Here is a 20,835-nt window from a genome sequence, read left to right as displayed (position 1 = left end):
TGTTTTAGGTCATCATGTTTGTTTGAACAATCTTTGTATTTGATGGGTTTTCATATCAATGATTTTCTCAAATTGATATCCATATAAGCAGAAGTTGCCATCAAGCGAACAGCTTAATGGTTCATTTTCCATGTCCTTCATCAATTCTTCTTGTGTGCCTTTTTCCCAATTTAATTTAGTTAAGGTAAACCTTCCCTCATATTGGTCCGCATCTTTTGATTCATTAGGAATGAACGTTATGAATTCCTTATTTTTTTCAATGAAATCATAGGATGGAATCACCCAATCTGAAAAGCTTTTCAATAGCGGCACGGAAAAAGAGTGGATCGGCTTGTTTGTAGAATCATAAAATGCATATGTACCCCGATCTTGTTTTTCTGTCTCCACTTGAATTGTCATCAGCGCTTGTTTTATCTTTTTAAAGTGAATGACATCGAGCATAAGACTGTCCGCTCCATCCTCATTCAGCGCTTTTCTTTCTAGGGGAGCCGTCAAAGCAGGTTCTTCCTTGTCCCAATCCAGAAACATCAATTCATTTTCACTTGCCCATTGAGCAAAGGGCTGCGGAAAGTCCAGAGTTTCCATAGTTTGTTCATCTGGATTCAACACATAACTGCTGTATGTCCAATCTTCATAAAAACTCGATACAAACAACTGGCCATCTTTAAATGAATTCCACTCATAAGCTAATTCATAGGCTGGGATCGCCACGGAATACAATGGATTTCCCGTTTTATCGAGTATTGTGATTGATGCTTTATCCGAAGAGGTGAAGGACGATAACAAGATATGCTTACCAGACGGACTGATCGATACTTCAGAAAACGCAAAAGCCGGCTGATAGAAAACGGAAGTATCATTCGTTTCCAAATTCCATGCCATCAACTGGGATAATTCATTACCATCCCGCTTCACAGAATATAAAATGGTTTTTGAATCCAGCCATCCAAAAATGGCTTCGATTTTTTCCGTTTCTGCAGTCGGGACCTTTAAATTGCTTACTGAAGTTTCCAGGTTAGATTGGGAGTGTTCTTTTTCCGTATCATTTACGGGTTTACTAAGGTCCTTGGAAGGCTCACAAGCCGAGATAAGAAGGATAGTGGAGATAAATAATGGGACGAAACACAACATCTTACAAATGGAAAGCCGCATACAAAGTGCTGCTTTGGATACTTTAATCTCCACACACCTCCCACTTCAAAACTAAAACGCCTGGCATATGTGAGCGAGACATTAGAAAGAGAGTAAGGACAGACCAATCGAATCCTTACTCTCTTTCATTATAAAGTAAAAAAGAGAAAATGTGGCGGATAATGATCTTATATTTTTTTGGAAGTATATTCCTTAGGGGGATGCATCACATATATAGGCCTGCCATCAAAATCTTGACAGAATCTTCATATATACCAGGCAAATGGGATAGCGGAAGCGGATTGATGCCCTTTCCCAGTTCGATTGTGAATCCGCCGCGTTTAAATTCCTGAATGAACCAATCTTTATACCCGGCATGGCTGTCAACATATTGTACGGCCCGATATCCGCTGCGCTCCTCGAACTCCTTCGCAACATTCGCTGCCTGTTCAGGTTCATGGCCCTCATATCCCCAATAGAATTCTTTTCCCTGGGTGTGAAGTGCAAGCACTCTTTCAAAATTCCGTCTTATTGCCAGCTCCTTCATGGCCAATGCTTCTGGTTCTGATAGCGCGGTCTCTCCTGGAAAATCCCTCGGAGCAGGGGCTTTTGGAATCTTTCTGCGCTTTTCAATCTCCCAATTGGCAGGATATTGATTATTCAGGTCTACACCGCGGATATTGGCTTTCCAAGCATAAAAAGCAGGATTACCATTATTTATTTTTAAAACATCAACCTTCCCCTCAGCCGCCTCCTCCCCCTTTAGGACAAGATCGACTCCATCCGGATTCACCATTGGAACCATCGAAATGGTCATATCCCGATAGAAGGGCATACAATCCATTCCACATAGTGTACGATCATTCGTTACCGCCAGCAGAAAATCGTTCAGCCATTTCATCAAAACAGCCGTAGTGATCCATTCATTAGCATGGAATGAACCGTTATAATGTATGATCTTTTCACCTTGACCGATTCTTACCTCAAGTAGTTCTTTTCCCAATACACTCCTCCCGATCGATTCAACCTTAATAAAGGGGTAATGAAAAGATAGAATATCAAGATCGTCAAGAAGTGATTGATATTCATAGGGCTTGTCGGTGACAATCATGGGATTCATCACCCGGACGGGTACGGAAAAAGGTTTTTGTCCATCTTGATTCAATAATATTATCCCATCGATGGGCAGGTGATATTGTAAAGCGATTTCGGCAAAATCGATATCTAACCGGGACTCTTCCTGAACAATGTACCCAGGTATCTGTACTTCCATGCCATTTGGCAAAACCCCGCCAGTAATGGCAGGATTGGCATCCTCAATCAAAACCCGAGGAATTTGAAACAATTGACTGTAATATGCCAAATCATCCCCGCCTCTGCTCACAACTTTCATTCAGCCTCCGCCCCTTTCATTGTTTTATCTTTATGAAGCGAAAAACAGAAAGATGTTCAGGAAGTCTCACGTGTTTCATAATTGTAATGCTACTGATTCTCCTGAAAAAACAAAAAACCTGGATTGCGCCAGGTTTCCTTTTTCAACGTTGCTCATAAAATCGGAGCAAATCCCCATAAATGATTTTGTCGGAGTACTCAAGCTCCTGCTTAGCCTTATCCAAATACTTTTCACATGAATCCTTTGCAGTCGCTGCTCCGGTTTTTTTATCATAACAGGTATCCATCGTATAGAGATAATCCTTTGTGATGAAACTGCTATCGCGAAGAACGGTGAATTCTAATTTCTCTTCAGAAAAAAGATCTTTGCCGAATTCGATATAATCATCATTTTCAATCCCCAATAAATGAAGGAGAGTCGGCCTTACATCAATTTGGCCGGAAACGGTGGAAATCGTTTTCCCCTCCTGCCCAGGGACATGTATGATGAGCGGGACACGCTGAAGTTGGATGGATTCGAAAGGCGTGATTTCCTTCCCAAGGAACTGGCCCATGGCAGAGTTGTGATTTTCCGAAATTCCATAATGGTCACCATATAGCACAATAATGGAATCCTCATATAATCCATCACGTTTCAAATCACCGATAAATTGTTCCAAGGCTTCGTCTGTATAACGTACGGTCGGAAAATACTGATTCAATGTTTTGGAATTCGAATCGTATGGTTCCAATGTCCGGTCTTCTTCATTCAAAGTGAATGGAAAATGATTGGTTAACGTTATGAACTTGGCATAAAAAGGCTCAGGCAACTGCTTCAAGTGAGAGATTGATTGCTTGAAGAACGATTTATCATTCAAACCCCAATTGATGGAATTCCCTTCAGAGACTTTGTATTCATCACTATCATAAAACCGTTGGTACCCAAGAGAACCGTACATTATGTCACGATTCCAAAAGCTTTTATTATTGGCATGGAAGGAAGCCGTATTGTAACCTTTTTCCGTTAAGATTTCGGGGGTGGCTTTGTATTCATTTTGGGCATGAGTGAAAAATACTGCACCCCTACCTAAAGGATAGAGGGAATTCTCAATAATGAATTCTGAATCGGATGTTTTCCCCTGGCCAGTTTGGTGATAAAGGTTATTGAAATAATAGCTCTCTTTAATGAATTGGTTCAGAAAAGGAGTGATTTCTTCACCGTTGACAGTTTTATTGATGACAAAGCTTTGAGTGGATTCCAATGATACTAGGATCACATTTTTGCCTTTTGCCAGACCATAAAGGTCATCATTAACCTTTTTTTGATTCGCACGGACGTAATTTTCAATTTCCGACAATTCACTGCCATCCGCAAGGGCACGTTGAGCTGATGATTTCGTCTGTAATATTACATCATAAAGGTGATAATGGTACGTACCGATATTCTTAACGAGGATTTCACGGTCAAACGTTCTTGTCAGGAGTTCAGGACGCGCCGCTTCCGCTAAAGCTAAGTTAAAAAATGTCACTCCCAAAGCCATTAACAAAAAGAATTTACGGTCCTGGGGATTGTATCGACATTCATGGAATGTTTTTGGTTTGTATTTCAGCAGAAGCATCAAGACCAGAATATCGGCAAAATACAAAAGGTCACTCGGATTGATCAATTCATGTACACTGCTTCCAAGGTCGTTCATATTGCTCGTTTGAAAAAGAACGGGAATGGTTAAAAAGTCATTGAAAAAGCGAAAAAAAACAAGGTTGGCAAAAAGGACGAAGGTGATGAAAAAACTCATGATCAATAAGTATGCTGTCCTTTTATTTTCTTTTAAAAATATATTCACGCCAAGAGTAAGCAAGAGGAAACTGACAGGATTGATGAATAGTATGAACTCCTGGATCCAATTATCAATATCTATCTCAAAACTTGTTTTATAAGCAATATATGTTTTAAGCCAAAGTGAAATCAATACGACCCAAAACAATGAATATCCCTGTTTTTTGAAGACCCTTTTCAATCCTGGTCCCTCCTCATCGAAAAAGCGCTGGAGCGATGATGCAGAGCGCCTCAATCATGGGTCATGGTTCTCCCCCTATGCAAAAGCAGGAACGATTGCCCCCGCCCCTCAAAAGGGGGGTATTTTTTGAAGATTCCATCTTTTTTTCTTATAACCCTGTTTGCCACAGGGCAGCAAGGGATCACGTATTCAGTTGGCTTTTAATGAGCCAGGCTGCACCTATTACCCCTGCATCATTGCCCAGTGTGGCCAGGCTGATTTTCGTTGATTTACTAACCCGTTTGAATGCATACTTTCCGAAGGCAGAACGGACAGGATCAAGCAAAATGTCTCCCGCTTGCGAAACGCCCCCACCAATGACGATTTTATCTGGATTCATGACATTCCCAACATGTGATAGTGCCAGCCCCAAATAATTGCCTACCTTATTTACGACAGCTTTGGACAAAGGATCACCTTCTGCAGCGCATTGGAATAACAGTTTGGAAGTAACCGCATTTCCCTCTTCGACTTTCTGCTGAAGCATTGACTGTTCATCGGCGGTATTCAAGGCCTCTAAAGCCATACGGACAATTCCCGTTGCCGAAGCAACCGTTTCCAAACAACCAGTCTTACCGCAATTGCATGGTGCGCCTCCGTCCGTTACGACCGTTATATGCCCTATTTCACCAGCAGCCCCACTGGTACCATGGACAATTTGCCCATTATGGATGATCCCGCCGCCTACACCCGTTCCTAGAGTTACACAAACGAGGTCTTTAGCGCCATTACCGGCACCTTTCCACATTTCTCCCAAAGCTGCCATATTGGCATCATTATCGATCACAGCCGGAAGAGATGTCTCCACCTCCAATAAATCTTTTAAAGGATAGTCCTTCCAGCCTAGATTGACGGCTTCATATATGGAACCGTTAACAAATTTCACAGGCCCGGGAGCACCCATCCCTATCCCTACTATCTTACTCTTCGGTTCATTAAGTTCCACGAGCTTCGCATCAATTGCTTTGGCTATGTTAATCGTAATGAATTTTCCCTTTTCGGAGATGTCTGTGCTGATTTCCCATTTTTGAATAATCTCTCCGTATAAATTGATCAGAGCCAGTTTGGTAGTTGTACCGCCTAAATCCACACCCATCAGCCACTTTTCCATCATTCTCACCTTTTTTATCAATTTTTTTTCGGTTTTTCCCTTTCAAGAGACAATTGCTGCCTAATTAAAAGAATCGCCATTTGATAATCTTTCGTATCCATCATCTGCATACGGTGGATTTCCCTTATTTCGGCTTCCATCAGTTCAAGCTCGGCTAAGCGATCACCAATATAGATAAATGTACCAAATCTTTTCAAGTATTGTTGAAGATCATAATATGTTTTCATTGTAAACCTCTTTACTCTTTTCTATAGGAAAAGTATATCGAATCAGCCTCTTTGTAACAAGCGCCCATTTCCCCTCATACATGTCCAATTATATTCATATGATGAAATATCAAGAATGTGGACTCTTTCGATTTGATTTAACAGCTTAATGTTTTTAATGCATTCATCACGCGTGAAAACGGAGGGGAAAAATGAAAGTACAATTGAAGTATACCGTCTTTTTGGTTTTAACCACCATTTTTGTCATCCTTTATTTATCAAATCATAAACAGACAGAGGAAACCATCATTTTTTTTCCCATCGATTCCTCGCTCCATTTTGAACATGCCTCCACCCATCTGACACCGAAGGGTACCGGGGATTCCACCTATACCATCACTTGGAGGGTGGAGTCTTCTTTGGACCAGCCTGCTTACTTACGTCAGGACGTATCGCTTTTATACAAAAATGGAAAATTGGCAGGAGCTTTAAAAAATTGGCGCCAAAATAAACAAGAACTCTCTCAAAAAGCGAAATCTAAAGAATCTGAGAGCGGACGTTATGAAGCGGTAACGTTTCATTATGCCGAGGTTCATCCGAGTGACACAATTTTCACCAGTGCCCAGCAGCTCAGTAAAGATAAACTCTATACAGTAACGACACCGGCTTTTCAATTTTTCCACCGTCCCCTTTCAGAAGAACAGGTTCAGTGGAAAAAAACGCTGGACGGCTTGACAGATCAAACGGTTCGAAATGGTTTGGAGAAAGCTGGTCAAGCTTTTCAGGTTAATCTGGAACAATACAATATCATCTCTTTAACAGATCTGCCCTCAAAGAAAAATCAATGGCTTGCTGCCTTCCCCCAATTCAAACGGGAGGAAATTGTGGGGAAACTATGGGAAGGACTTTACAAAAATTATGTGTTGGGAATAAAAAAGGAGGATGGAACCACTGTGAGTCCACAAGGTAGCACCACCCCCCTATTGCTTATGGCAAAGAATCAAAGTGAAATACTTGTCTTGTTTACCCTGAAAGACGGTACCCCAATCATGTTGCGTCAAAAGTTATAGTTGCTTTTCAATTTCCGCCAGCAATTTAGTGTATGACTTATTATCCGGGGCAAGCTCAATAGCCTTATCAGCTTGCTCCTTAGCTTGATTGAATGATTCGAGATTCATGTAGACTAAGGCAAGATTGTAATGGGCTTCATGCAAATCCGGATTACTTTCAATCGCTTTTTCATAATAATCCCTAGCTTTGTATATGTCCTTTTTATCAAAAGATAAATTTCCCAGCATAAAAAGCGATAGCGGTGCTTCAGGGTTTGCATCCACATAATTGAATAGCATCTCTTCCGCTTTGTCCTCTTCATCATCATCTATATACTTTTGGGCCATCATGGCCATGGTATTATCATCGATAGCTGCACTTTCCTGATGATTGAAACCAAATTGCAGCAGGGCATAGGTCAGTATTACCGTCCCTATCAGAAAAGCCAGCTGCCGAAAGATATTCTTGGATTTTGGCAGATGGACCACTCCAGCAGCCAAGAACCCTCCGATCAAACCTCCGATATGCCCTGCATTATCAATTCCCGAAACAGTGAAACCATATATTAAGTTAATGATGATCAATACGATTACCGATGAGCCCATCGAGCGCATGAATAATTTCGGATAGACGATGCCAAAGTACAAAAGTGCCCCAAAACAGCCAAAAATGGCTCCACTCGCTCCTGCGGAAAGATTCGGGGTCATGATGAAGCTGCCTAGAGTTCCAGCGAAACCAGCGAATATATAGATGATAAGGAACCTGGCATTACCGTAAATCCTTTCAACTTCAGCACCGATTAAATACAACGAAAATGTATTCATCAGTAAATGAATGAACCCGATATGGACGATCATCGGTGTAAAGAACCGCCACCATTCCCCTTGTATGATATAAGGGGAAAATTTAGCTCCAAACTCGATCAAAGTTTTGGAATTGGTGCTGCCCCCATTAAACTCCATCAAGATGAACACAGCTATTTGTATCGCCATTAATATATATGTAAAGAACGGCTTATTGGCATTTTGAAAAACCTTCTGCTCTGCCTTAGCCTTTTTGACTGACTCCGAGATGGCGGCCTTCTTTACTGCGAGGACCTTTTCCTCATCTATTTCATTTTCTTCAAGAATTTGAATTGAGAGTGGCTTTTTCAAAACAAGTTCAAGGTTTTGCAACGAATCATGAAAGTTTTCACACGTTAGAAGAAACGTGTTAACATTCGTTTTTTTAAAGGAAGCCACCCGTGAACTAAAGTCATGATCATCCACCGGGGCGAATTTACTAACATAGATACTTAATATGTTTATGGGCTTCTTGTATAATTTCCTTCTGATCCTTTCCCCATTCTGCAATGTTCGGTCGATATCGCGTTTCAGCCAATTAGCCCAATCCAAATCATGTCGAATGAGTCTTATGACTGGAAACTCCTTATTCTTATCGCTCTCAAGCCAAATCTCCTGATGGTTTTCCGTGACAGTGATCATTCGATAATCATAATGGGCAGACAACTCCCTTATGGTTTCCCAAAACAAATAATCCTCTTTAAATCCCAATGCCTTCCCCACTTTCCAATGAAACTTAAGCTTCTAAAATTCCTGTTTCTTTAATTAAAACTATAGACGAAATCATGTAAAAAGTAAAAAAGGAGACTGTTTAAAATCCACTCTCCCCTATCCTTATAAATTAAAAAGGAACCCCTGATCAGGTTCCTTTTTAAGATGCCGGCATCCTCATTTGGTCTGAGTGAACATGCTTTGCATCATTTTATCCCTGAACATTGGCATATCCAAGGATTTAGTCACTAGAAATCTTCTCAGTATGCCGTTGGACAGCGCAACATTTATCAGGCGGTACCTGTTTTGGTAACCTGCATAAACAACTAAACCAACCAAGAAGATTTGAACAATTAATCGAAGCATAACAATCCCTCCTATCAATAGTTTGATACAGGACAGGATTTTTATGAGCTAAAAGTGATAATTAATAAACTTCTTCTTAATGGGCGTACGTGCGTATAACCCTGGATGGGGTAATTAGTTTGCCGACCGCTATATCATGTACCTCTATCGGGAGTTCATCCATTAATTGAAGCTCGTATGTAAGGGCCAATGTATCTCCCCGGTAATAGGATAGGAAACGGTCATAATAGCCCCCTCCAAAGCCTAGGCGATACCCTTCCTTGGTAAAAGCAAGACCGGGTACGATCAATGCATCCAATTCCTCTTTGCGAGCCTTGGCTGTATCAGCCACTGGTTCTAGCAATCCGTAATAAACAGACTCCAGCTGATTGAAGGACGAAATTTTTTTGAATTCCATTGTCTTTTTTTCAGGATCACATTTTGGAACAGCCACTTCTTTTCCTTCACTCCATGCTTGTTCGATGATCCGTACCGTTGGAACTTCAGGCGGGATGGAGATGGTGATGCCAATTGTTTCAGCTTTTTTCCATTCCTCCAGCGAAAATAAGTTTTCAGCGATTCTGTTCGATAGTTCTTCATGTTCTTCTTTAGTCAGCTCCATTAAACGGGACCTAACTTCTTGACGGAGCTTATTCTTGTTTTCTCTCATCTCTTCCGACTCCTTTAGTCTACTTCTATCATTATCTCATAATATTTGTTCATTTCCGAAAATACCGTGTCGGAAATCGCCGAATCATTAGTCTTTCTGAAAATATTCACTAAAGGAAAGTGAGAAAGAAGGAATTAAAAAAATGAATAAAAAAAACAACAGGAAAAATCCTGTTGCTTACTTTGTTTCACGGTGAGTCGTGCTGCGTTTTTCTCTTGAGCAGTATTTTTTAAGCTCAAGACGGTCTGGATTGTTACGTTTATTTTTTTTAGAAATATAGTTACGGTCTCCACATTCAGTGCAAGCTAATGTAATATTCACGCGCATTGTGTATTTCCCTCCAAACATATTGACATTTTCACATAGGACTTTTCTATAATATCATTATTCAATGCGAATTGCTAGTATGTTTTTTGGAAATCCAACATTAACTTTTTTGAATTCTTAATTGTTTACGTTTTGCATCGTCAGGAGGAGCTGATTATTTATAACTTTCGCTTCTTCTTTCGTTTCAGCATGAATGACCCAAGCCACAGCTTCCACACATTCTTTCGGTAAGATTTCCGTCTCTAACGTAAACACGCTGGTAACTTCCCCTTTGGCGAGCGGTGAATAAGCCAGGAGTCCTTCTTTCAATGATTTGAAGCATCCCTCTTGATAAAGGCTTCCCTTACCTTGGATGCAATATTGAGAGATGCTTTTTCCTTTCACCAATCCACCCAATAAGGCAATCGATTGAGGGGCTACATGTAAGATCGCCCGTTCATTCGGGCTGTAAAAGGCTACTGCCTGCCTTTCGAAAGCGTTTTCATAGTGAAAAAACACTTTAGGGCGCTTAGTCTCGAATGAGGTATTCCTAATCGTGAACTTCGAAAAGGTCACCTTCCCTTGGGTATATGTTTGTGAAAGTGTCCGGATTTCTCCATTAGGATGACTCATCATATCTTCCTCAGGATACCAATCAAAACTCTCATCCATCCATAGCCCAGCCTTTAGTCCCTTACGAAATATATCGAGGTTATCCTGCGGCATATACGCGAATAGCGAATTCATAATAATCATCCCTTCCCCTTTATTTATCCTTATATAACTTATCGTTAGGCGCTGACAGTGAAACAATCCACTTTAGAATCTGCACACCATTTTCTTATAGGTCCACCAATTTTTAACTATTCAAAATATTTTGTTTTTTCGATTTATTCTATCTTTATGTTAGCACTGAATTGGCTGATGGACAATAAACACTTTTTGTCGAATTTTATGTATGTTATCTCCCAAAGGTTTTTTTTCCCATTTTAATACCTAATTTTTTTTCTTCAACGACGGTCATAAGGCTTTTCGACAATATTTTTAAAAAAATAGACAATAAATGAAATATACGGCCCACTTTGAATATGAAAATCTCCAATTTTTTAAAAATATATGTAAAATATAAGTATATTGTCGAAATTTATCTTTTGAGGTGAAAACATGGAAACACTTATCATCCTCCTTTTTTCATTAGCGATCGTCCTTCTCATCATTTCCTTTTTCGGTAAAGATAAAGTTACCAAATTAGAAGAAGATTTAGAACAGATGACACTAACGTATATGCAGGATATCTACCAATTAAAGATGAAGGTGAAGATTCTTGAAGAGGAATTCGTTATCCAGGACGACATTGTTCCCCCTGTAAAGGATAAATCAACTGTCAATCCCAATGATATCGAACCCATTCATGAAATTCTAAAAAGCCAGGTTCTATCTTTACATAGTCAAGGTCTTTCTTTGGACCAGATCGCTAGACAATCCTCGTTAACGAAGGAGCAAACCATTTCAGTGATCGAGCAGCAAAGAGTGCGGGGTGAATGAAAATGAACAAAGCAAGACTGCAAGGTCTTTCCGCCGGTATCATTTTTACCACAACAATCTTCGCTGGCTATTATTATGGCACCGGATTATTCGTAGGCACCACCCCTACTGCGGAGGAAGCTAAGGAATTGCTCGTGAAGAAGGGATTCGTCGTTACACTTCCTAAGGAGGAAGCTAAAAAGACCGTCCAACCAAAGGATCCGGATAAGGATTCAATGGAGAAAGAGGCTTCAAAAAAAAATCCCTCCATCTTCACCTATACAATTAAAGTGAAAACGAATATGACCGCAACCGAAATTGCCGATAGCCTTTCAAAGGAAAAAATCATCGTTGATGCTGCTGAATTTGAAGCTTACATGAAGGACCATGATTTCTCAAAAAAAATACAAATCGGCGAGTTTGTTGTTACGAATAATATGACATATAGACAATTGGCCAATACTTTGACCCATTAATGAATAAGAGAGACTTTTAAATGGACCATGTCCGAGAAAAAGCCTCTCTTTTTTCAATTAGGATGGGTTCATTCATTCCTGCTGATATATCTCCCTCTTACCAGGAAGTAAATATTCTCTGCGATATTCGTTGTATGGTCCGCTGTCCTTTCCAAATATCGAGCAATTAAGGAAAGCTGTGTAACCTGCTGAAGGTTTTTTTCTTCTGAAAGGCGAAGGAGACTTCGAATCATATCTCCATAAAAGCGATCAACCTCATCATCCATTTCAATGATTTCTCTTGAAAGAACAACATCTTCCTTCTCAAATGCTTCTATTGAAAGTTGAATCATCTTTAATGTAATATCATGCATCTGCTTTAATGGTGTTAAAGGCAGAATAAATGGCTGGTCACCGATTCGGATGGCTGATTTAGCGATATTCACACCAAAGTCCGCCATCCTTTCAATATCCGAAGCAATTTTTATTGCAGCAATGATACGCCTTAAATCAATCGCAACCGGCTGCTGCTTAGCAATCAGTAAAATCGCAAAGTCATTAATTTCCTCTTCCAGTAAATCAGCTATTGTATCATCATCAATAACTTCAAGAGCCTCTTCAACATTCTTGTTTTCCAGTGCGGTAAATGATTTTGATATCGCACCTGAAGCTAAATTAGCCAACTTCACTATTTTCTCTTGCAATTCTTTTAATTGAAGCTCAAAATTTTCACGAACAACCATTATCGCATCTCCTTTTCATTAGCCAAAACGTCCGGTAATATAATCTTCTGTTCTCTTATCATTCGGGTTCGAAAAGATGGTGTTAGTGTCGGAATACTCGATGACTTCCCCATTTAAGAAGAAGGCCGTTTTATCAGAGATACGAGCTGCCTGCTGCATATTGTGGGTAACGATGATTATACTGAAATCTTTTTTTAGCTCCTGGACTAATTCTTCTATTTTCAAAGTGGATATCGGATCAAGGGCAGAAGTCGGTTCATCCATTAAAATGACATCTGGTTCAATCGCCAGACAGCGAGCGATACAAAGGCGCTGTTGTTGTCCACCAGAAAGGCCATACGCATTTTCATGCAGACGGTCTTTCACTTCATCCCAAATGGCTGCCCCTTTTAAACTCTTTTCCACGATTTGGTCCAGAATCTTTTTATTTTTGATACCGTGAATTTTTGGTCCGTATATAACATTTTCATAAATTGATTTAGGGAAGGGATTAGGCTTTTGGAAAACCATACCAACCTGTGTCCTTAAATCTTCTACTTTGTAAGACTGATCTAGAATATTACGGTTCCTATATTTAATCTGCCCAGTCGTTTTAACATCTGGCACAAGCTCAATCATCCGGTTTAACGTTTTGATGTAGGTAGATTTCCCACATCCAGATGGCCCGATAATGGCAGTCACTTCATTTTGATACATATCTAGGTTAATATTTTTTAAAGCATGGTTTTCACCGTACCATAAATTGAGATCTGACGTTTCATACACCGTTTCCTTTAAGGAAACAGAATCTGCATTTTCTATTCCAACTGTTGGAGCCTTTTCGGGTCCCGTTAATGTCATATTCATTCTTTCCTTCCTCCAATCAGTATCTTTTCTGGAATTTGTTACGGATTATGACAGCTATCGAATTCATTAAAATTAACAGAGCAAGTAAAACGATGATACCTGCAGCCGCAACCTGCTGGAATTCCTCCTGTGGCCGTGATGTCCAGTTATAGATTTGCATCGGTAGTACCGTAAATGTATCCATGACCGATTGCGGTAAAAATGCGATGAACAGCGGGATACCAACTACCACTAATGGTGCCGTTTCCCCAATCGCCCGGGATAAAGCGAGTATTCCACCTGTCAAAATACCAGGTATCGCAGCTGGAAGAACCACTTTCAAAATCGTCTGCCATTTTGTTGCACCCATTCCATAAGAAGCTTCTCTTATATCACGCGGTACAGAACGTATGGCTTCCTGAGCTGCAACAATGATGACTGGCAAGACGAGTAGACTCATCGTCAAACCTGCTGCCAACACGGAGCGATCCAAGGCTAGAGCCCTAACGAAAACCGTCAAACCGAGTAATCCAAATACAATTGACGGAACACCTGCCAGATTGGATATATTCAACTTTATAAAAGTAGTGATCCAATTCTTTCGTGCATATTCCTCTAAATAGATCGCCGTTCCCACACCGAGAAAAAGGGAAATAGGGGTAACGACGGCCATTAACCATATAGAACCGATAAGAGCTGCCTTTACACCAGCCTCTTCCGGTCTTCTTGAAGCGAAATTCTGGAAGAAATCCAAATTCAAATGACCAATTCCTTGAGTCAATATCCGATAAAATAAGATGGCCAATACCAGAAGGCCAAATAAGGTTGCTAAGAAGAATAAGCCTTTACATATCGAGTTAACCGCCAGCCGAGTGGGCATTTTCTTTACAACATGATTTTTGTTTATCAGTTTCATGTCTTAATATTCCTCCCTGAACTTGCGGGAGATGAACTGCGCCAATAAATTCATAATAAGCGTAAAGACGAACAGTGTCATTCCAACCGCATATATGCTGTAGTAAATCGTTGTCCCATACCCTGCGTCTCCAGTACTCACCTGTACGATATAGGCAGTCATCGTTTGAATAGAACTTGTGACGTCCATACTCATACTTGGAGTCGATCCACCTGCGACACTTACGATCATGGTCTCTCCAATCGCTCTGGATAAAGCCAGGACAATTGAAGCAACGATTCCGGACATGGCCGCTGGCAATACCACTTTAATCGTCGTTTCCAGCTTCGTAGCACCTAGAGCATACGCACCTTCACGAATCGATTTCGGTACTGAGACAAGTGCATCTTCCGATAAAGAGGCAATCATTGGCATGATCATGATTCCTACCACAATCCCAGGACTTAAGGCATTGAACATGTCAAGGGAAGGAAAAATATCCCGCAATACTGGCGTTACAAAGGTTAAGGCAAAGAAGCCGTAAACGATAGTAGGGATTCCAGCTAAAACTTCTAAAATCGGCTTAATGATTCTCCGTGTTTTCTCTGATGCATATTCACTCAAGAAAATGGCTGTTGCGAGACCTACCGGAACTGCAACTAACGCCGCTATTACCGTTACCTTCAACGTTCCAACAACAAGTGGCATAACCCCATAGGAAGGCGTGGATGCAAAAGGTAACCATTTCTGTCCTGTTAAAAACTCCACGATGGACACTTTATCAAAAAATATAAAAGTTTCAAAAATCAACGTAAGGATTATCCCAATGGTTATAAATACAGAAATCACAGCTGTAAGGAACAACAGCTTAGGAATGATTTTCTCTATATTCCATCTTTTTTTGCTTTTCTTTTCTAAAATCAATCGCTGTACGGAATAGGTGTCTGTTTGTTTCGGTTCCAACATGTATCCTCCATTTCAGACAAGCATATTAAGGGGCTACCCAATCCCTCTATTTATACGAAGAGATTGGGCAGCCTGTTAAACAGATTATTTTTTTAGTTCGTTCAATTTTTCAAGATCCTTCTTGTACTCTTCTTCCGGTAAGCTAACGTAGCCTACTTCTTCAGAAAGCTCTCCAGCATTTTCAATGACGAATTGAGTATAATCAGCCACTTGTTCCTTTTCAGCTACACTTTTATTGGATACATATGTGTACAGAGGACGAGACAGTGGTGCATACTCTCCGCTTTTAATCGTTTCATGGGTAGGCTCAACAGCACCCTTACCATTATCGATTGATACAACTTTTAATTTATCCTTATTTTCTGCATAGTAAGCAAATCCGAAGAAACCAATCGCATTTTTGTCACCTTCGACCCCTTGTACAAGAACGTTATCATCTTCAGAAAGAGTCGCATTTTCAACCATTGGTTTTTCCTCTAAAATAACTTCGTTGAAATAATCGTATGTGCCAGAATCAGTTCCCGGAGAGTAAAATTTAATTTCTTCCTTCGGCCATTCCGGACGTATATCAGACCATTTCTTCACTGATCCATTGTCAACCCAAAGCTTTTTTAGTTCGTCAACTGTCATTTTATCGATGAATTCATTATCTTTATTGACAACGATAGAAATACCATCAAACGCAAGCTTCATTTCTGTATACTTAACTCCCTTTTCATCAAGTAACGCACTTTCTTCGTCTTTGACAGGTCGGGACGCATTACTTAGATCCGTTTCACCAGCGATGAATTTTTTAAATCCGCCACCTGTTCCCGATGATCCTACAGATACTTTAACATCAGGTTGTTCCGCCATATATTCTTCAGCAACTGCCTCCATGATTGGAAATACAGTCGATGAACCATCCATAATCACTTCGCCCTTGAGTTGATCTGAAGCCGTTTCATTTCCTTTACCGCTGTTTGTAGTATCATTAGATCCACATCCAGCTGCCACTGCGATTACTCCACCCATTACTGCAGTCATTGCCATAAATTTGAAACGTCTCATTTGTATATCCCCCTAAGAATTTTATATGAATATTTTGTCCTACTCTCACATCATACGTTTAGACTGTAAATTCCGTTTAAAGCAATTGTAAATGTTCAGTAAATAATTGTGTTTATATTGTAAAGGTAGTCAAAGTCTTTTAATCGCTCTCTTATTTTGTGCCCAAGGGGTGTTTACATGTGCGGGAAATTACTCCAACTGAAGTGATTATAAATCTCTTTCATAAGGGGAAAGTGCAAAGCTCGAGGCATACTGATAGCATCACTGAGCAATTTTATTTTATGACAAAAAAACACGCTTTCGGGTTTAACCCAGAAGCGTGTTTTATAACTTTTTATTCATTTTCCTGACTATTTCTTATTTCAGCCTGCTCTTTTTGAACGTCTTTACCATTCTCCACTTTCAAATCAGTCGAGGTTTCGGTATTTTCCTTCTTAGCCCGTTCTTTTTTCAGTTCGAAATAAGTATCCATAATTTCTTCACCTATCTCTTTACTCATGCTGTGCCCTGTATGTCCTTGGTATGCCCACGGTACAACGACCGCAAAAGCGACCTCCGGATTTTTGGCTGGGGCATAGCCAACAAGCGTGATGTTCATCGTTTCTTGGGGCTCGCTATAATCCAACCGGTTCGGGCCGTCATAGAATGCTTCCGCCGTCCCGGTTTTAGCTGCCACTGTATACGGTTTATTCCCAAAATACTTATAAGCCGTTCCGCCTTGTTCCATCGCAACTTTATCGAAACCGCTCTGAACACGCTCAATCCACTCTTCCTTCATATCAAGACGATTAAGGACAGTCGGTGAAACGTCTTCGGCAACAGGTCCCAATTCCTCATTATTATCAACAGGATCGCGGATTTCCTTAACCATATGCGGCTTCATGCGGTTACCGCCATTTGCGATGGATGAAACATATTGCGCGAGCTGCATTGGTGTGTACGTATCATACTGTCCGATAGCAAGGTCAAGCAGTTTACCAGGAGATACGTCGGAACCTTTGAACCCGCTCATTTCATTCGGAAGATCAATCCCTGTACGGACTCCCAAGCCAAACTGGGCGAATGAATTTCGCATGGTCGAAAAGGCGCTTGAACTAATATTCAACGGTTCGTTCGGCACATAATGCGCACCTGCAATATTTATTGCCGTTCTGAACATATAAACGTTCGAAGATACTTTCAATGCGGTCAAATCATTAATGTTCCCGAAGTCACTATATGAACCTTTTGCTGGTGTACCTTTGATTTTCAGCTTCGTATCATAAAAGTACGTACCCGGCTGGATCGCACCTTGCTGATAACCGGTTAAAACGGTAGCCCCTTTGACTGCAGATCCCATTGTATAGGAAGTCGTGATATTTCCTAATGCGAAGTCCTCAATCGAGGATTTCCCCGTTTTTGGGTCCTTCTCATATTTCTTCCCAGCCATCGTTAATACTTCCCCTGTATCGGGATCCATCATGACGACAAAGGCCCTGTCCAAGAATTTGGTGTTACCCATTTTTTTCTTGGCAATCAATTGCTTTTCAATGATTTCCTCTGTTGCAAGCTGCAAATCCATATCAACTGTCAATATAAGATCTTTTCCTCGCGAACCTTCAGTAATCACTTCGGAATCGACAACATTTCCTGATTTATCGGTCACATTCCTTACTTTCGCTTTCTGCCCTTGGAGGATATCTTCATATTGCGCCTCAATATAACTCTTTCCTACTCGGTCATTCCGGCTGTAATCACGTGCAAGGTAGTAGTCCAGGCTTTCACTAGGCAATCCTTCTTCAGATGAGGAAACTTTACCTAATACAGATTTGAGTGTTTTATTATATGTATAAAAACGATCCCAATCTGTTGATATATCGACCCCTGGGAGCGAATCAAGGTTTTCACTCACCTTGGCGAATTCTTCTTTTGTTACTTTCTTGTTTTTCACAATTTGCGGGGTAAGGGCATATCCGCTTGCAAATTCCCTATAGATGGCAAGGACTTCCAGATCTTTTTCCGAAAGCTTCATTTCATCTAAAGTTATCCGATCAAGCTGAAGCTTATACAAATCACTTTCTTTCATCTCGCCCTCTTCCACTTTTTTCCGTTCTTTATCCGTAATCTTTTTCTCGGCCAGCTCTGGATTTTTCAAAATCCAAAAATCCTTTTTATCGCGCTCAGTCACTTTGTTTGTTTCCTTTTCGATCAACTTCGCGAGTTTCTCAGCCGTTTCCACCATTTCTGTTTGTTTCGTACCTTGCTTTCGTGTATATGTAATTGCATCCAGTGGTTGGTTATCGACCATCAATTTTAAATTCCGGTCATACATTTTCCCACGGGGCACCGAATTATTCACGGTCACTTCCTCTGTTCTTTCAATCTCACGCCGGTAATCATCACCATAAACAATCTGTACAACACCCAAGCGTAAAATTAAAGCGGAAAACAAAACAAACACTAAAAAGAAAAGAATATTCAATCTGAAAGGCACATGCGTCTTTTTCTTTTTCTTTTTATTCACACTAAGCCACACATCCTTTTTACATAGTCATAATAGGTCCTATACTATTCTATAGAACATTTATATTTTTTTCTACCTTAGTGTTCTAGAAATATTAAACATCTAACGAACTTTACATAAAAAGTGACTTACGGCTCATAAATCCTAAAACCGTAAGTCATGTATATTGAAAAGAGGCCTCTAATGGCCTCTATTCAATCTTGGTCAATGATATCGATTTTCCGTACAAACCAATATATCACGGTATGCCCTGCACCTACGATTAACAGATAAATCGGCAGTAATTGCTTTAGGTCGAATAACATGACGGAAAGTATGAATCCTGATATGGATACAATCCTTCCAATATGAACGAACAGTTCCCTGACAACGATATATTCAATCCTCATTTCCGCTGCTTTCCAAGCGCGGCCTATAATGTCATAAGTCAATGATATATAAGGGACCAAAAGAATAGGATAAGCGGTAGCGACAATTGCCCCATAAACGAGAAGCTTCCCGAATGTGATATCAAATGCGATCAATAAGACCCCTGCATACAACAGGATTCCTCCAATAAGAATTGCTTTTTTTCGCATCGGCTGTTTTATATACCGTGAAGCAAAAAAATACGCAACGAATGATATGGCCGAATTTAACAGACCATAGCTCCCTAAGGCAAGTTCACTATCCGTCTGAATGAAAACGGTAATCGAAATGATGAACATGAATGTGCCCTCTCGTATTCCTTGAAAAAAGTGAGCACGAGTGATCAAGAGCCAATTCCGATTATTTTTCCGCTCCTGCAATATCCGAAGGAAACAGTACCTGCCATGCGCTGGACGTCTTTTTAACGAAAAGCTAAGAAACACCGCAACGGAAAACAAAAGCAAAGACAATCCGAATACAATGGAATAACCCGTGAATTTTTCTAGCCTCGAAATGATGAACCCTGAAAGAATCGGACCGACCATTCCCCCAAGTGATGATAAAATCCCTAAAAAACCATTGAAGAAATCCCTTGTTTCCGGTTCAGTAATCTCAAAAGTCAATACATTATAGGCAAGCCAATAAAACCCATAACCGATTCCTAACAGTCCTCCAAGCAACCAAAGGAAATCCGTAGCCCGTGTGCCGACCAATAGGACTGATAAATAAAATAGGGCCAAAAAGATAACACCCAGACGCAAAACAATGATTCGATCAACCTTTTTCGCCAGCCTGCCAGCAAAGACAAAAGTAAGCGGTTGAAAAAGCACCACGGTTAGATTATATACGGCAATATCAACAATTTGACCGGATTGTTTCCACAAGTACACATTAACGAATGTATTGGATAAAGCAATACTTAGGCTGTACAGCCCGCCAATAAACAAAAGGAGGTGCAGATCCTTCTTCCCTCCCGCTTCACCCAACCATCTCTCTAAAATACTCATTGTTTTAACTCTCCTTTAAATTCCACTCTAGTGTTTGAAAAAACAAAAGAATTTATGTAAAAAAAGGTAAAGAAAACTCTTCGATTGGCGAAGACAGAGAAGTAGTTGCACTTACACTGTTTTCTTTAAAAGCCTTTCCTTTTAAATCAAGAACAGTGTAAAGAAAACTCTTCGATTGGCGAAGACAGAGAAGTAGTTGCACTTATACTGTTTTCCTTTTGAACTTGGACAATAAAAACAGTGTAAAGAAAACTCTTCGATTGGCGAGCCAGGATGGCGGAGACAGAGAAGTAGTTGCACTTATACTGTTTTCCTTTTGAACTTGAACAATAAAAACAGTGTAAAGAAAACTCTTCGATTGGCGAGCCAGGATGGCGAAGACAGAGAAGTAGTTGCACTTACACTGGTTTCCTTAATAGACTTTCCCATTACAGAAACAGTGTAAAGGAAACTCTTCGACTGGCGAGACGAAGGGGATGTTAATGAATTTGGAGTGTTTACTCGTGAATTTCGGCCTTTTACTCGTGAGTTTTGAGCTTTTACTCAGGAATTGGAGTGTTTACTCGTAAAGTTGTGCGTTACTCGTGAATTCGATGCTTTTACTCGTAAGTTTTAGGGTTTTACTCGTGAGTTTCGAGATTTCACTCAGGAATTGGAGT

20 protein-coding genes are annotated in these 20,835 nt (G+C 40.3%); 3 read left to right on the top strand and 17 right to left on the bottom strand.

Annotated elements, in window-relative coordinates; translation table 11 throughout:
• Positions 1 to 12: 12 nt before the first annotated feature.
• From FNK51_RS14660 to FNK51_RS14640, 5 genes are all read right to left on the bottom strand, one after another.
• A complete protein-coding gene (locus FNK51_RS14660) occupies positions 13 to 1,185 on the bottom strand; it encodes a YqgU-like beta propeller domain-containing protein (protein WP_141993832.1) in 1,173 nt (390 codons plus the stop codon).
• A gap of 172 nt (positions 1,186 to 1,357) precedes the next feature.
• Positions 1,358 to 2,524 carry a M14 family metallopeptidase gene (locus tag FNK51_RS14655; RefSeq protein WP_141993831.1) on the bottom strand — a complete coding sequence of 389 codons (1,167 nt, stop codon included), beginning with the start codon at positions 2,522 to 2,524 and terminating at the stop codon, positions 1,358 to 1,360.
• A 142-nt stretch (positions 2,525 to 2,666) separates the two neighbouring features.
• Positions 2,667 to 4,520, bottom strand: a complete 1,854-nt coding sequence (locus tag FNK51_RS14650) for an LTA synthase family protein (RefSeq protein ID WP_141993830.1) — start codon at positions 4,518 to 4,520, stop codon at positions 2,667 to 2,669.
• 181 nt (positions 4,521 to 4,701) lie between these two features.
• The gene (locus FNK51_RS14645; protein ID WP_141993829.1) at positions 4,702 to 5,673 is read right to left on the bottom strand and encodes an ROK family glucokinase; all 972 of its coding nucleotides are present in this window, start codon (positions 5,671 to 5,673) and stop codon (positions 4,702 to 4,704) included.
• Between the two features lie 14 nt (positions 5,674 to 5,687).
• A complete protein-coding gene (locus FNK51_RS14640; protein ID WP_141993828.1) occupies positions 5,688 to 5,897 on the bottom strand; it encodes a YqgQ family protein in 210 nt (69 codons plus the stop codon).
• Between the two features lie 191 nt (positions 5,898 to 6,088).
• Between FNK51_RS14640 and FNK51_RS14635 the strand changes: the two genes are divergently transcribed.
• Entirely contained in the window at positions 6,089 to 6,946 is an 858-nt protein-coding gene (locus FNK51_RS14635) for a hypothetical protein (protein WP_141993827.1), read from the top strand.
• Here FNK51_RS14635 and FNK51_RS14630 read toward each other — a convergent pair.
• The 5 genes from FNK51_RS14630 to FNK51_RS14610 all read right to left on the bottom strand — a co-directional run bounded on the left by FNK51_RS14630 (position 6,941) and on the right by FNK51_RS14610 (position 10,547).
• Positions 6,941 to 8,479: a rhomboid family intramembrane serine protease gene (locus FNK51_RS14630; protein WP_141993826.1), complete on the bottom strand. Its 1,539-nt coding sequence runs from the start codon at positions 8,477 to 8,479 to the stop codon at positions 6,941 to 6,943. The two genes, FNK51_RS14635 and FNK51_RS14630, sit on opposite strands and share 6 nt — an antisense overlap.
• Before the next feature lie 177 nt (positions 8,480 to 8,656).
• Positions 8,657 to 8,845 (bottom strand): hypothetical protein, encoded by a 189-nt coding sequence (locus FNK51_RS14625; RefSeq protein WP_098369806.1) that lies wholly within the window; start codon positions 8,843 to 8,845, stop codon positions 8,657 to 8,659.
• Between the two features lie 76 nt (positions 8,846 to 8,921).
• Positions 8,922 to 9,494: a 5-formyltetrahydrofolate cyclo-ligase gene (locus FNK51_RS14620; RefSeq protein ID WP_141993825.1), complete on the bottom strand. Its 573-nt coding sequence runs from the start codon at positions 9,492 to 9,494 to the stop codon at positions 8,922 to 8,924.
• Between the two features lie 177 nt (positions 9,495 to 9,671).
• On the bottom strand, positions 9,672 to 9,821 hold the full coding sequence (gene rpmG / locus FNK51_RS14615; protein WP_028391797.1) for a 50S ribosomal protein L33: 150 nt from the start codon (positions 9,819 to 9,821) through the stop codon (positions 9,672 to 9,674).
• A 117-nt stretch (positions 9,822 to 9,938) separates the two neighbouring features.
• Positions 9,939 to 10,547: a hypothetical protein gene (locus FNK51_RS14610; protein ID WP_141993824.1), complete on the bottom strand. Its 609-nt coding sequence runs from the start codon at positions 10,545 to 10,547 to the stop codon at positions 9,939 to 9,941.
• A gap of 417 nt (positions 10,548 to 10,964) precedes the next feature.
• Between FNK51_RS14610 and FNK51_RS14605 the strand changes: the two genes are divergently transcribed.
• Both FNK51_RS14605 and FNK51_RS14600 read left to right on the top strand, forming a co-directional pair.
• Positions 10,965 to 11,345, top strand: a complete 381-nt coding sequence (locus FNK51_RS14605) for a hypothetical protein (protein WP_141993823.1) — start codon at positions 10,965 to 10,967, stop codon at positions 11,343 to 11,345.
• A 2-nt stretch (positions 11,346 to 11,347) separates the two neighbouring features.
• On the top strand, positions 11,348 to 11,800 hold the full coding sequence (locus FNK51_RS14600) for an endolytic transglycosylase MltG (RefSeq protein WP_181762268.1): 453 nt from the start codon (positions 11,348 to 11,350) through the stop codon (positions 11,798 to 11,800).
• A gap of 68 nt (positions 11,801 to 11,868) precedes the next feature.
• Here FNK51_RS14600 and phoU read toward each other — a convergent pair whose 3' ends face one another.
• The 7 genes from phoU to FNK51_RS14565 all read right to left on the bottom strand — a co-directional run bounded on the left by phoU (position 11,869) and on the right by FNK51_RS14565 (position 20,176).
• Positions 11,869 to 12,522 carry a phosphate signaling complex protein PhoU gene (gene phoU / locus FNK51_RS14595; RefSeq protein WP_098369801.1) on the bottom strand — a complete coding sequence of 218 codons (654 nt, stop codon included), beginning with the start codon at positions 12,520 to 12,522 and terminating at the stop codon, positions 11,869 to 11,871.
• Between the two features lie 18 nt (positions 12,523 to 12,540).
• Positions 12,541 to 13,362, bottom strand: coding sequence for a phosphate ABC transporter ATP-binding protein PstB (gene pstB, locus FNK51_RS14590; protein WP_141993875.1), 822 nt, complete (start codon positions 13,360 to 13,362; stop codon positions 12,541 to 12,543).
• Between the two features lie 22 nt (positions 13,363 to 13,384).
• Positions 13,385 to 14,263, bottom strand: a complete 879-nt coding sequence (gene pstA, locus FNK51_RS14585; RefSeq protein ID WP_141993821.1) for a phosphate ABC transporter permease PstA — start codon at positions 14,261 to 14,263, stop codon at positions 13,385 to 13,387.
• A 3-nt stretch (positions 14,264 to 14,266) separates the two neighbouring features.
• Positions 14,267 to 15,205, bottom strand: coding sequence for a phosphate ABC transporter permease subunit PstC (gene pstC, locus FNK51_RS14580; protein WP_377408237.1), 939 nt, complete (start codon positions 15,203 to 15,205; stop codon positions 14,267 to 14,269).
• 87 nt (positions 15,206 to 15,292) lie between these two features.
• Entirely contained in the window at positions 15,293 to 16,258 is a 966-nt protein-coding gene (locus FNK51_RS14575) for a PstS family phosphate ABC transporter substrate-binding protein (RefSeq protein WP_098369797.1), read from the bottom strand.
• A gap of 334 nt (positions 16,259 to 16,592) precedes the next feature.
• Positions 16,593 to 18,761 (bottom strand): peptidoglycan D,D-transpeptidase FtsI family protein, encoded by a 2,169-nt coding sequence (locus FNK51_RS14570; protein ID WP_141993820.1) that lies wholly within the window; start codon positions 18,759 to 18,761, stop codon positions 16,593 to 16,595.
• A 194-nt stretch (positions 18,762 to 18,955) separates the two neighbouring features.
• Positions 18,956 to 20,176 carry an MFS transporter gene (locus FNK51_RS14565; RefSeq protein WP_141993819.1) on the bottom strand — a complete coding sequence of 407 codons (1,221 nt, stop codon included), beginning with the start codon at positions 20,174 to 20,176 and terminating at the stop codon, positions 18,956 to 18,958.
• Positions 20,177 to 20,835 lie beyond the last annotated feature (659 nt).

It is taken from the genome of Bacillus sp. B4EP4a (assembly GCF_006680105.1).
Taxonomy (GTDB): Bacteria; Bacillota; Bacilli; order Bacillales; family DSM-1321; genus Peribacillus; species Peribacillus simplex_E.
This window is presented reverse-complemented; position numbering and strand designations above follow the sequence as displayed.

Excerpts from the sequence above, each read along its gene's own strand:
- FNK51_RS14635 (WP_141993827.1), top strand. The coding sequence starts at position 6,089 with ATGAAAGTACAATTGAAGTATACCGTCTTTTTGGTTTTAACCACCATT.
- FNK51_RS14610 (WP_141993824.1), bottom strand. The coding sequence starts at position 10,547 with ATGAATTCGCTATTCGCGTATATGCCGCAGGATAACCTCGATATATTT.
- FNK51_RS14600 (WP_181762268.1), top strand. The coding sequence starts at position 11,348 with ATGAACAAAGCAAGACTGCAAGGTCTTTCCGCCGGTATCATTTTTACC.
- FNK51_RS14620 (WP_141993825.1), bottom strand. The coding sequence starts at position 9,494 with ATGAGAGAAAACAAGAATAAGCTCCGTCAAGAAGTTAGGTCCCGTTTA.
- FNK51_RS14655 (WP_141993831.1), bottom strand. The coding sequence starts at position 2,524 with ATGAAAGTTGTGAGCAGAGGCGGGGATGATTTGGCATATTACAGTCAA.
- FNK51_RS14625 (WP_098369806.1), bottom strand. The coding sequence starts at position 8,845 with ATGCTTCGATTAATTGTTCAAATCTTCTTGGTTGGTTTAGTTGTTTAT.
- FNK51_RS14565 (WP_141993819.1), bottom strand. The coding sequence starts at position 20,176 with ATGAGTATTTTAGAGAGATGGTTGGGTGAAGCGGGAGGGAAGAAGGAT.
- phoU (WP_098369801.1), bottom strand. The coding sequence starts at position 12,522 with ATGGTTGTTCGTGAAAATTTTGAGCTTCAATTAAAAGAATTGCAAGAG.
- pstA (WP_141993821.1), bottom strand. The coding sequence starts at position 14,263 with ATGAAACTGATAAACAAAAATCATGTTGTAAAGAAAATGCCCACTCGG.
- FNK51_RS14575 (WP_098369797.1), bottom strand. The coding sequence starts at position 16,258 with ATGAGACGTTTCAAATTTATGGCAATGACTGCAGTAATGGGTGGAGTA.
- pstB (WP_141993875.1), bottom strand. The coding sequence starts at position 13,362 with ATGACATTAACGGGACCCGAAAAGGCTCCAACAGTTGGAATAGAAAAT.
- FNK51_RS14605 (WP_141993823.1), top strand. The coding sequence starts at position 10,965 with ATGGAAACACTTATCATCCTCCTTTTTTCATTAGCGATCGTCCTTCTC.
- rpmG (WP_028391797.1), bottom strand. The coding sequence starts at position 9,821 with ATGCGCGTGAATATTACATTAGCTTGCACTGAATGTGGAGACCGTAAC.
- FNK51_RS14640 (WP_141993828.1), bottom strand. The coding sequence starts at position 5,897 with ATGAAAACATATTATGATCTTCAACAATACTTGAAAAGATTTGGTACA.
- FNK51_RS14645 (WP_141993829.1), bottom strand. The coding sequence starts at position 5,673 with ATGATGGAAAAGTGGCTGATGGGTGTGGATTTAGGCGGTACAACTACC.